Origin of the sequence: Pseudofrankia coriaricola (assembly GCF_001854805.1) — a bacterium.
Classification (GTDB): Bacteria; Actinomycetota; Actinomycetes; order Frankiales; family Frankiaceae; genus Pseudofrankia.
Genome location: NZ_MBLO01000106.1, coordinates 1 through 10,581 on the forward strand (window position 1 = coordinate 1; position 10,581 = coordinate 10,581).

General features: G+C 71.7%; 10 protein-coding genes. 5 read left to right on the top strand and 5 right to left on the bottom strand.

Annotated features, from left to right (window positions below; translation table 11 throughout):
- Positions 1-204: 204 nt before the first annotated feature.
- Together BCD48_RS16155 and BCD48_RS16165 are read right to left on the bottom strand one after the other, a co-directional pair.
- Positions 205-1,326 carry a CapA family protein gene (locus BCD48_RS16155; protein WP_071049229.1) on the bottom strand — a complete coding sequence of 374 codons (1,122 nt, stop codon included), beginning with the start codon at positions 1,324-1,326 and terminating at the stop codon, positions 205-207.
- Between the two features lie 472 nt (positions 1,327-1,798).
- Positions 1,799-2,947, bottom strand: coding sequence for a thiolase family protein (locus tag BCD48_RS16165; RefSeq protein WP_083418731.1), 1,149 nt, complete (start codon positions 2,945-2,947; stop codon positions 1,799-1,801).
- A 329-nt stretch (positions 2,948-3,276) separates the two neighbouring features.
- Here BCD48_RS16165 and BCD48_RS16170 point away from each other — a divergent pair, with 329 nt between their 5' ends.
- The 3 genes from BCD48_RS16170 (at position 3,277) to BCD48_RS16175 (ending at position 5,035) form a co-directional block, all read left to right on the top strand.
- Positions 3,277-4,080, top strand: a complete 804-nt coding sequence (locus BCD48_RS16170; RefSeq protein ID WP_071049232.1) for an LLM class flavin-dependent oxidoreductase — start codon at positions 3,277-3,279, stop codon at positions 4,078-4,080.
- A 205-nt stretch (positions 4,081-4,285) separates the two neighbouring features.
- Positions 4,286-4,423 (top strand): hypothetical protein, encoded by a 138-nt coding sequence (locus BCD48_RS51315; RefSeq protein WP_157910512.1) that lies wholly within the window; start codon positions 4,286-4,288, stop codon positions 4,421-4,423.
- Positions 4,424-4,591: 168 nt separating this feature from the next.
- Positions 4,592-5,035, top strand: a complete 444-nt coding sequence (locus BCD48_RS16175) for an SsgA family sporulation/cell division regulator (RefSeq protein WP_071049233.1) — start codon at positions 4,592-4,594, stop codon at positions 5,033-5,035.
- Positions 5,036-5,116: 81 nt separating this feature from the next.
- Here BCD48_RS16175 and BCD48_RS16180 read toward each other — a convergent pair whose 3' ends face one another.
- On the bottom strand, positions 5,117-5,467 hold the full coding sequence (locus BCD48_RS16180; RefSeq protein WP_274536535.1) for an NAD(P)(+) transhydrogenase (Re/Si-specific) subunit beta: 351 nt from the start codon (positions 5,465-5,467) through the stop codon (positions 5,117-5,119).
- Between the two features lie 242 nt (positions 5,468-5,709).
- Between BCD48_RS16180 and add the strand changes: the two genes are divergently transcribed.
- Positions 5,710-6,744 carry an adenosine deaminase gene (add, locus tag BCD48_RS16185; protein WP_071049235.1) on the top strand — a complete coding sequence of 345 codons (1,035 nt, stop codon included), beginning with the start codon at positions 5,710-5,712 and terminating at the stop codon, positions 6,742-6,744.
- A gap of 1,407 nt (positions 6,745-8,151) precedes the next feature.
- Positions 8,152-8,886, top strand: coding sequence for an SAM-dependent methyltransferase (locus tag BCD48_RS16190; protein ID WP_071049238.1), 735 nt, complete (start codon positions 8,152-8,154; stop codon positions 8,884-8,886).
- A 76-nt stretch (positions 8,887-8,962) separates the two neighbouring features.
- Here the strand turns inward: BCD48_RS16190 and BCD48_RS16195 are convergent, their stop codons facing one another.
- Both BCD48_RS16195 and BCD48_RS16200 read right to left on the bottom strand, forming a co-directional pair.
- Positions 8,963-9,733, bottom strand: coding sequence for an SDR family NAD(P)-dependent oxidoreductase (locus BCD48_RS16195; RefSeq protein WP_071049236.1), 771 nt, complete (start codon positions 9,731-9,733; stop codon positions 8,963-8,965).
- A gap of 177 nt (positions 9,734-9,910) precedes the next feature.
- Entirely contained in the window at positions 9,911-10,336 is a 426-nt protein-coding gene (locus BCD48_RS16200; protein ID WP_071049237.1) for a VOC family protein, read from the bottom strand.
- Positions 10,337-10,581: the final 245 nt, after the last annotated feature.

The window sequence follows — 10,581 nt, forward strand, 5'->3', positions numbered from 1 at the left end:
GGTCCGTCTGGGCGCCGGGCGTGCGCGCGGCGCCACCCACGCGGGCGTCGCGGGGTGGTGCGCCGGCCGGTCTGTCCCCCTGGTGGCTCATCACCCACGATGGTGGCACCCCAGCGCCTCGCGGTGACGCGGGCGGGTCCCCGACCGCCCGGAGGTGTCCGCCGCCGTCGGACCCACTGACCCGCGGCCAGCCCGTCCCTCGCATCATCGCGACGCTCGGCGCAGTGACAGCAGGCCGTCGGGGTCGAGGTCGAAGCCGGCGCCGAACCGGCGGCTGATCCGGTCGAGCGTTCCGCGCAGCCACGCGGCGTCCCTGGTGGCCGCGCGGCGCAGCCGCATCCGCCAGGCATGCAGCGGCATCACCCGCAGGGCGGCCAGCCGGCCGGTGTCCGGCTCGACCGAGGCGAGGTAGGCGGGCCGCAGGTCGTCACGGTAGCTCTCGTAGCCGGGTATGCCCTCGTAGTCGTCGATGAAGTCGCCGCAGCCGTAGAGGATCAGCCGGTCCCGGTACACCTCGACGGGGCGTGGATGGTGCGACGAGTGCCCGTGCACGAGGTCGACGCCGCCGTCGACCAGCCGATGCGCGAACCGGACCTCGTCGTCGTCGACGCCGTACCCCCAGTTGGCTCCCCAGTGGATCGACGCGATCGCCACGTCCCCCGGCTGCCTGCCCCGCCGCGCGCGGGCGGCGACGTCGTCGGCCGCCGCGTCCGACAGCTCCGGGACGACGTCGACACCTGGCCGGTCGCCGACCGCGGCCCACGTCGGCGGGATGCCGCTGGACGGGACGCCGAACGCGAGCACCAGCAGGCGCGACCCGTCATCCAGGGGGACGGCGGCCGGCTGGCGCGCCTCGTCCGCGTTCCGCCCGGCGCCCGCCGTCCGTAGCCCTGCGCTGGCCAGCACGTCGAGCGTCTCGACGAGGCCGGCCCGCCCGAAGTCCAGCACATGGTTGTTCGCCAGCGCGCACACGTCGGGCCGGGCCGCGGCCAGGCACGGAAGGTTGCCCGGACTCATCCGGTAGTGCACCGCTTTCCCCGGAGCAAAGTCGTCGGACCGGGTAACGCTCGTCTCCAGGTTCACCAGCCGGGCGTCGACCCCGGCATCGTCCAAGGCGGGCAATGCCTGTCCCCACGGCCACGAGAAGTCAACCGGATACCCGATCCACCCGCTCGCCGCCTCAGCCAGGTCGACGTAGGCCAGAGCATCCCGGGTGAACCCTTCGCGCAACGCCGGATCCCCAGGATGCGGCAGGATCTGATCAATCCCCCGCCCCAGCATCACGTCGCCGCACAGGAACACCGTCACGAGGCCCGAGTCGTCCATCGTGCATCACCCCCTCGGCCCGCACTCTCTCGGCCCGCACCCCCTCGGCCCGCGCGTCGTCCTCCTCCCGGGCCCCGTCACGATCAGCAACCAGCTCCGGGCGGCGCGGCGGAGCGCGACCGTGATCTGGTGGGACTATCTGGCCCAGGGCGCCGAAGATTCCACCAGATCAAGAGGCCTGAGCGGACAGAGCGCCTGGCCCGGGGCCGGCCGGTGACTTCGAGTAGCTCCGAAGCCTGGGCGCCCCAGCCGACGCGCGGCGCTCCCGCCGCCACGCCCCGCTCACGACCAGCCTCAGGCCCGAGAGCGGCACACGGACGCACGGGCACACGGGTGCCCCACCTCCACCGTCTCCCTGCCCGACATGCCCCGCCCGAACACCCCGCGGGCAACAGGGCGCGGGGGATGCGTCAGCGGCCGGGCGCTCGCTGGTCACCCAGGCAGGCTGCCTCCACGCTGAGTGGCCCTCTGATCAGGCGTCGACGAGCTCCACGAGGGTCGCGTTGGCGGTGCCGCCGCCCTCGCACATGGTCTGCAGGCCGTAGCGCAGGCCATTGTCGCGCAGGTGGTTGACGAGGCGGGTCATCAGGATCGCGCCGGAGGCGCCGAGCGGGTGGCCGACGGCGATCGCGCCGCCGACCGGGTTCATCCGCTTCGGGTCGGCGCCGGTCTCGGCGAGCCAGGCGAGCGGCACGGCGGCGAACGCCTCGTTGACCTCGAACGCGCCGATATCGTCGATCGACAGGCTGGTCCTGGCCAGCAGCTTCTGGGTGGCCGGGATGGGCCCGGTCAGGACCATCACCGGGTCGGCGCCGACGACCGTGCCGGCGACGTAGCGGGCGATCGGGGTGAGACCCAGCTCGCGGGCCTTCTCCGGGGTGGTGATCAGGATGGCGGCGGCGCCGTCGGAGATCTGGGACGAGCTGCCGGCGTGGTGCAGGCCGTCCTCGCCCGCGACGGCCTTGAGCCCGGCCAGCGTGTCGGCGGTGGTGCCGCGGCGCAGGCCCTGGTCGACGGTGACCGGGCCGGCCTCGGTCGGCACGGCCACGATCTGCGTGTCGAAGGCGCCCGCGTCGATCGCGGCGGCGGCACGCTCGTGGCTCTGCGCGGAGAAGTCGTCGAGCTGGCGGCGGCCGAAGCCCCACCTGCGGGCGATCAGCTCGGCGCCGGTGAGCTGGTTGAAGTCGGAACCGTCGTAGCGGTTGCGGGCCGTGGCGCCGTAGGGCTCGCCGGACTGCCGGGAGGCGCCGAGCGGGATGCGGCTCATGCTCTCGATGCCGCCGGCGACGACGACCTCCTGCTGGCCGGACAGCACGGCCATCGCGGCGTAGTCGACCGCCTGCTGGCTCGACCCACAGGCCCGGTTGATCGTGACGGCGGGCACGGACTCCGGCCAGCCGGCGGCGAGCACGGCGAACCGGCCGACGTTGCTGGACTGGTCGCCGAGCTGCCCGACGCAGCCCCAGTGGACGTCGTCGACGACCGCCGGGTCGATCCCCGTCCGGGCGGCCAGCTCCCTGAGCACGAGCGCGGACAGGTCCACCGGGTGCACCCCGGCAAGCGCCCCGTTCCGCTTGCCGATCGGCGTACGCACCGCTTCGACGATCACCGCTTCCGGCACTGCTATTCCCCTTCCCGACGCCCACATCCCACGACCGCGCACCGCGCCGGCGCCTGAGCCGCGAGGCTTCAGGCACCGGCACCCCGCCGGCCACGGTCCTGGCTGCCCAGGCCCCGTGACGGCGCAGGCGGCCCTTGCGGCCCGGCCGGCCAGCCAGCGCCCGAAATCCGCTTCTCGCCAGACGATAGGACGGTTTCCACTGCGAGGCCGGCACATGTGCCGCACTGAACGTCGTACGCCGGCCACCCGCGAGGCAACCGATGGCTCCCCACCAAGCCCCGTCGGTGCCTCCCCACCAAGACCCGCCGGCCGCGGGCTACGGTCGGGGCGTGCACCTTGGGGTCTCTCCGTACGGTTCGGACCGCGACGAGACCGTCGCGTTCACGGACACGGCGGTCGCCGGTGGGATCGACACGCTCTGGCTCGGCGACGGGATGTTCCGCCGACCGGACTTCTCCGGCTGGCGGGGCGGACTGGAGTCGATGGTCGAGCTCGCCTGGTTCGCCGGCCGGCACCCGGGCACGCGGATCGGGATCACGGCCGCGGTGCTGCCGGTGCGGGACATGGACTGGCTGACGCGCCAGGCGACGACCCTCGACCAGCTCACCGAGGGCCGGTTCGTGCTCGCGGTCGCCGCCGGCTTCTGGGACGACGAGCTGGCCTACCGGGGTGTGGCGCCGGCCGAGCGCGGCCGGCGTTTCCGCGCCTGCCTGGACGAGCTGCGCACCGGCCTGACCGGTGACGTCCTCTCGCCCGAGCCGTTCACCCCGGGCGGGCCGCCGATCTGGCTCGCCGGCGCCGACGCGACGATGCGCCTGGCCGCGCGTCTCAGCCTGCCCTACCAGGCCTCACGGGCGCTACCGGACGAGTTTGCCCCGCTCGCCGCCCGCTGGCGCGACCTCGGCGGCGGCCTGCTCGCCCACCGGATCTACGTCGAGGCCGGGACCGCGGTTCCCGACGGCGTCCAGGTCGCCCGTCACGTCCTCGCCGGCTCGGCCGGCCAGCTCCTCGACGGCCTGTCCCGCTACCGCGAGCTGGGCGTGGGTGACCTGTCGATGGTCCTCGGCCACGACGACCTCACCGCCCGCCGCACTCTCGACATCCTCCTCGCGGACGTCCTCCCAGGTCTCTGACGGCCGGCCCAGAACCCGTCAACCTGTGGAGACCGAATCTCGCGAGAACCACTGAGCCGGCCATGACGAAGGTCACCGGGCGGGGCCCTGGCCAGTACGGCCAGAGCGACATCAGCGGGGCGTACACGTTCGGCAAGTTCCTGGCCTATGACGCCGCGGTCGCGAAGGCCGGTCCGAGGCCGGCGCGCGCGCCATCGTCGACCAGATGGAATCGGCCGGCCACCGCTTCTGCGAGGAGCTGCGCCGCCGCGGGGTGTTCGCCGTACCGCCGTCCGTGTCGCCAGCGGACGGCACGGACGGCACGGACGGCACGGACGGCACGGACGGCACGGACGGCACCTGATGGTCTGGCACCGCCCGAAGGTGCCCGTGGTCGCCGCCTACTTCCCGCCCACACAGGTTCATAGGAAAATCGGTCCGACGCGCCGCGACTTCTGATACCTGCCTATTTTCGCGCCGGCGCGCCATGATATCGATAACGTCCGTACTCGCCCGGCAAGGGGAGGCCACGGTGAGCAGAGCCGAGCCAACCATCACCGTCCCGTTCGATGCCCGGCTGCTGGACGACGGAGGTAAGTTCCCCGCCGAGCTGGCCTACCGGCCCGGCGACCCGTTCGCCGTCGTCATCCGCTTTGACGTCGGCAGCGGGGCCCTGGTCGAATGGGTTTTCGCCCGTGAGCTGCTCGAGGACGGCCTACGCCGCCCCGCCGGCATCGCCGACGTGCGGATAGCCCCGATCACCCACGCCGGTGAGTCCGTCGTCGAGTTGTGGCTGACAAGTCCTGGGGGCCACGCCCGGATCGGCCTGCCGCGCTGGGCGGTTCGCACCTTCCTACGCCGCGTCGCCACCTCGGTGCCCTCGGGCACCGAATCAGGCCGCATCGACTGGGACCTGGAACTCTCCCTCCTCTCCGAGGGAGGCCTCACCGGCGATGGTCCCAGCATGACCACCTGAGCTGAGCGGACGCCCTCCTCAGCATGGTCAGTGCTTGTTCGTGGACCGCCCGGCCGCACAACACCGGATTCGGTCATTCGGTCAGTGGACGAGGGCCTTGGTGGCGGAGGTGAGGGCGGCGAGGCCAGCTTTTGCGTCCGCGAAGAGCATGCCGGTCTTCGGGCCGGTGTAGAGCTCGTTGTCGATGCCGGCGTAGCCGTGGCCCATCGAGCGTTTTATGACGACGACGCTGCGGGCCTTGTCGACATCGAGGATCGGCATACCGGAAACGGGATTGCCCGGGCGGCGGGCGGCCGGGTTCGTCACGTCGTTCGCCCCGACGACCAGAGCGACGTCGGTACGCGCGAGTTCGGCATTCGCCTCGTCCAGCTCCAGCATCAGCGGGTACGGGACGTGCGCCTCGGCGAGCAGCACGTTCATATGCCCCGGCATCCGGCCGGCGACGGCGGATTTCCTCTCAGCCCCAGCTGACCCCGTGGGTGAACGCCCTCGGCGAGGCTCCGCCTCGCCCGCGGCCGTGACCTGGGCGTTTCCCGGTGGAAACCGGCGAGGCGGGCTCGGCTCCTAAGGTGGGCGGGCGGCCGAGCGCGGGCCGGCCCCAGCTCGGCCAGGCCGGCCAGCAGGCGGACGGGGGCGGACGGTGAGGCGTTGACGGTGTGGGAGGCGAGCACGCGATGGACTACCCCGAGTACCTGCGGTCGGTGCCGAAGGTGGAGCTGCACTGCCACTTCGAGGGCACGGTGCGGGCGGCGACGTTCGCCGACCTGGCCCGCAAGCACGATGTCACGCTGCCCACGGACGAGGTGGCGCGGCTCTACGACTACGACACCATCTACGAGTTCCTGAAGATCTTCGGAATGGTGTCCTCGACGCTGATCGACCGCGCGGACTTCGCGCGCTGCGCCTACGAGTCGCTCGAGGACGGCGTGAAGCTCGGCAACCTGCGCTACCGGGAGATGTTCTTCAACCCGACCCTGCACACCCGGCGCGGGGTTCCGATGGCGACCGTCATCGGCGGTCTGGTCGACGGCATCCGGGCGGCCGAGACCGATTTCGGGGTGCGCTGCAGGCTCATCGCCGACGTCTACCGGCAGGACCCGCCCGAGATGGCCAGGCAGATGGTCGAGGAGGTGCTGGCGAACCGGGTGGACGAGCTGATCGGGCTCGGGATGGACGGCGCCGAGGCCCCCGACCCGCCGGAGAAGTTCGCCCTGGCCTACCGGGCGGCGAAGGCCGGTGGCCTGCGCCTGACCAGCCACGCGAGCGAGGACGCGCCGCCCGTCAACATCACCACCTGCCTGGACGTGCTCGGCTGCGAGCGGATCGACCACGGCTACCACATCATGTCCGACGACGCGGTCCTGCGCCGATGCCGGGACGAGGGCATCTACTTCACCTGCTGCCCGACCTCGACCGCGGTCGTCTACGGCTGGCCGGACCTGACCGCCCACCCGATCAGGGACATGGTGGCGGCCGGCCTGAACGTGATGCTCAATTCCGACGACCCGACGATGTTCCACACCGACATCGGCCGCGAGTACGTCGAGCTGTGCACCGCCCTCGACTACGGCCAGGAAACCGTGCGCGCCCTCGTCCTGAACGGCGTCGACGCCACCTGGCTCGACGGCACCGACAAGACCGCGCTGCGCGCCGCCTTCACCGCCGAGCTCGACGCCCTCGACACCCGCCTGGTGGCCGGCACCACCTGACCAGCTCACATTTCGATTCCCACAGCCATGGCCTCACGCGGCTACGTCCCGTCTCGCGCGGGCGGGCGGGACGGGACGTAGCCGTTTCGCATGGATCTGACCGCGTCGCTCCGGCAACCCGTCACCCGTCATCGGGATGACGGTGCTTCCCCCTTGCCCGCCCTGAACCTTGGCGGGCCGGCGTGGGTATCACACGGCTGAACGGGCCGTTGGCGCCCCGGCAACACTCCGCCTGGACCGATCCCCTGGGTTCCGACCGACCGCCCACCGACCGCATCCACGCCGCCAGGCCGTCCCGACCACCAAGCGTGTCATCTCAGCCCGTCCATGGACTTGCTCTTCCGACACAGTCCGACCACACACCCCGCCACTGTGTTGGATGAGCCTGCGTATAGGCCTGCTCATCCGACGCGCTTCGCACTTGGGTGCCCCCCACGCCAGCCACACCTACCAACCAGTGACCCAACCGGTCACATTTCGCAATCAGCCGATTGCGCCTGGCGTGCGAGACCGCGCGCGCCCGCCTGGCACATTCGGGCCAGATCTCCGAGATGCGATGACGTGCCGCGGCGTGACCGATCGGACCCTCTACGTGGTCCCCACCTCGGAATGGCGGGTGGGTACGGCCACCCCGAAAGCAGATCGCGAACCCGCCGTCCAGACCATGACCTCATGACCCGCGCGGCCGGAAGTATGGCGCGGGAAAAGAACGGGGTGAGAGAAGTCCACCTTACACCGCAAGAACGGTGTTTAGGTGATGCATGGTGCGGGGATCACGCCTTTCGGCGCGTCCACTTCTCCGTGCCATTCTTTTGGTGGCTCCTCTCACCTGTTTTCGTTATACCCGCCTCCGCCCGTCCACACAACCCCCAGGGCGGTCCGAGGTGCCCGCCACCCGCGCCGCGGGCACCGACAGCGCCGTGACCAGTGGTTTTCTCCCGTTCGCCAGGGTCGTCCGGCCCGCCAGACCGGGCCAGAATGGTCCTTTTCGCCACCTTCCAGCGCCCATCTCCGCATTGCCGCTCAACTCCAGGCCGGAGCGTTGGGCGAAGACCGAGTCTCGGCGAGACGGCGACGAATCGGGAACGAGAAGCGCCTGTCCGATGCGGCCAAGATCCGCGACTATACGGCCACGATCGATACTGTCCGCCCCGAGGGACGCCGAGTGCCACGCCCCCTGCCCGTTCGCCCGCTCCGGCAACCCTCGGGTAGGTGCGGGGGGAGACCGCGGCGGCCCGCCGTCGCGAACCTCCTCGGTGGCGCGCCCGGAAGTAACCTTTGTCCGGATTGAGGCGGTGGGCCTGGCATCGCCAGATGATCGGCGACCGGCGACGTGGTCAGACGGCGAAGCGCGTGGCCCAAAAGGAGCGGGCCGCGCCGCGGCCGTCGGAAGGGATCGGGATCAGGATGGACGCGACGCACTGGGACGCGCGATACCGCGCCAGCGAGCTCGTCTGGGGGCTCGCGCCGAACCGGTTCGTCGCCGCGGAGCTGGCCGACCTGCCGCCCGGTCGGGCTCTCGACGTCGCCTGTGGCGAAGGCCGCAACGCCATCTGGCTCGCCAGCCGCGGCTGGCACGCCACAGGCCTGGACTTCTCCGACGCGGCCATCGACCGTGCCCGTCGCCTCGCCACCGAGGCCGGAGTCGCCGAGCGCGCGGCCTTCCTCGTCGCCGACGTCGTCGCGGGTGTCATGGCCGAACCACCAACCACCGCCGCTGGCGCGGCCGCCGCCGGACCGGCCAACGCCAATGCCGGCGTCGACGCCGGGGCCGGGGCCGGGGCCGGCACCAGCGGGGACGATGGCCTACCGCCGACGGCGGCGTTCGACGCGGTCGTGGTCGCCTACCTGCAACTGCCCGCCGACGCGCGCCGCGCCGCCCTGCGCGCCGCCGCCGGTCGGCTCGCCCCTGGCGGCACCCTGCTCGTCGTCGCCCACGACGCCACGAACCTCACCGACGGTGTCGGCGGTCCCCGCGACGCCTCCGTCCTCTACACCCCCGACGGCACCGCCGCGGATCTGGCCGATATTCCTGGCCTCGTCATCGAGAAGGCCGCACGCGTGCCGCGCCCGGTCGAAACCCCGGACGGCGAGGCGACCGCCATCGACACGCTTGTCCGGGCGCGCCTGGCCCCCGCCTGACACGAGGAGCCGGCGAGACACCCCGCCGGGCCACCGGCGGTCGGGCGACGGTGTCCATTACGAGGCCGCCCGGGTGTCAGCCGGCGGTGACGCCGCCGTCGGTGGACAGGATCGCGCCGTGGATGTTGCGGCCGTCGTCGCTGGCGACGAAGGCGAACAACTTGGCGATGTCGTCGGGCTTGGCCATCGGGCGCGGGACCATATAGCGGCCGATCAGGTCGTAGTCGACATCGTCGGGAAAAGTTGTGGCGGCGACCAGCGCCGTCTCGGTGCCGCCGGGCGCGATCGCGTTGACGCGGATCTTCTTCTTGAGGAACTCCATGGCCAGCGCGCGGGTGAGCTGGACGACCGCGCCCTTGGTCATGCAGTACAGGACGGTGTAGGCACCGCCCATCAGGCCCGAGTTCGAGGCGATGTTGACGATGTTGCCCTTGGTCGTCAGCAGATGCGGGATGGCGGCCTGGGCGAGGAAGAAGTAGGCGTCGGTGTTGACCGCGAACATCAGCCGGTACTCGTCCTCGGTCACGTCCGTCACGTGACCGGTGCGCAGGATCCCGGCGACGTTGCCGAGGACATCGAGCCTGCCGAACGCGGCGACCGCGTCCGCGACGGCGGCGCGGCATTCGCCGCTCTCCCGCACGTCGGTGACCCGGGTGACGATCCGGCCGCCCCCTTCCGGTTCCTCCTTGGCCAGCGAATCCAGGCCCGCCGCGTCGATGTCGCAGGCGAACACCGAGGCACCCTCGGCGGCGAGCCGTAGCGTCACCGCGTGGCCAATACCGGACGCGGCGCCGGTGACGAGCGCGACGCGGCCCTCGAACCGGCGCGGCTGGCTCCCCTGAGACATGCGGGCACCTCCCTGACGCGCGGACCATGGCCGCGCCCGACTAGAACCTGTTCCAGTATTCAGCGAACCGGCCTTTGTGCGCACGTATCTCCCGATCCGCGGGGGCCAGATCGCCCGCCGGCACGCGGCAGGACCAGCCGAGCGCGTGCGGGCGGGCCCCGTCGGAGCAGGACGTGGTCAGGCCTCGAGCTTCTTGGGGTCGGGGACGGTGGCGGGGGTGCCCTGGTGGTATTCGATGAGTTCCAGGAGGTAGCCGTCCGGGTCCTTCACGAAGGCAACCGTGACGGGCCACCGGTCGAGCCGGGCCGGCGGGGTGACGGCCTCGCAGCCCGCCGCGACGGCCCTCTCGAACAGCGCGGCGCAGTCGTCGGTGTTCACGTAGAGCTTCCAGATCGCGGTGCCCATGTCGATCGGGCCGGTCTGGCCGAGCTGCTGGGCGAGCTGCATCCGGCTTCCGCCGTGCGGCGACTGGATGACCGCCTCGCGCGCCATCTCGATCTCGGTGCGGCTGACGACGGGAATGCCGACGACTCCCTCCCAGAACGCCACCGAGCGCTCCAGGTCCGACACGTTGATGCAGTACTGGCCAAGGATCGCTACCACCGACGTCCTCCTGGACTGGGGAATGCGGGTACCGCACGGCCAGGAGGTACCGGCCGGCGGTGGGCGAGTATCGAGGGCGGGGCTGAGACGAGGCGAGGGGTGGCCGCGGACGCAAATGGGCCAGCGCCGCCCCGCCAACGTTCGCCCGTCAGTGATCCTGGGGACAACGGCCGCCGGGTGTGCGAAGGAAGATCATTTTCGCACACCCTTTGGCCCTCTAGTGATCCTGGGGACAACGGCCGCCG

Coding starts and splice junctions, on each gene's coding strand:
- BCD48_RS16155 (WP_071049229.1), bottom strand. CDS start 1,326: ATGGACGACTCGGGCCTCGTGACGGTGTTCCTGTGCGGCGACGTGATG.
- BCD48_RS16180 (WP_274536535.1), bottom strand. CDS start 5,467: ATGCCGGGGCATATGAACGTGCTGCTCGCCGAGGCGCACGTCCCGTAC.
- add (WP_071049235.1), top strand. CDS start 5,710: ATGGACTACCCCGAGTACCTGCGGTCGGTGCCGAAGGTGGAGCTGCAC.
- BCD48_RS16190 (WP_071049238.1), top strand. CDS start 8,152: ATGGACGCGACGCACTGGGACGCGCGATACCGCGCCAGCGAGCTCGTC.
- BCD48_RS51315 (WP_157910512.1), top strand. CDS start 4,286: ATGGAATCGGCCGGCCACCGCTTCTGCGAGGAGCTGCGCCGCCGCGGG.
- BCD48_RS16195 (WP_071049236.1), bottom strand. CDS start 9,733: ATGTCTCAGGGGAGCCAGCCGCGCCGGTTCGAGGGCCGCGTCGCGCTC.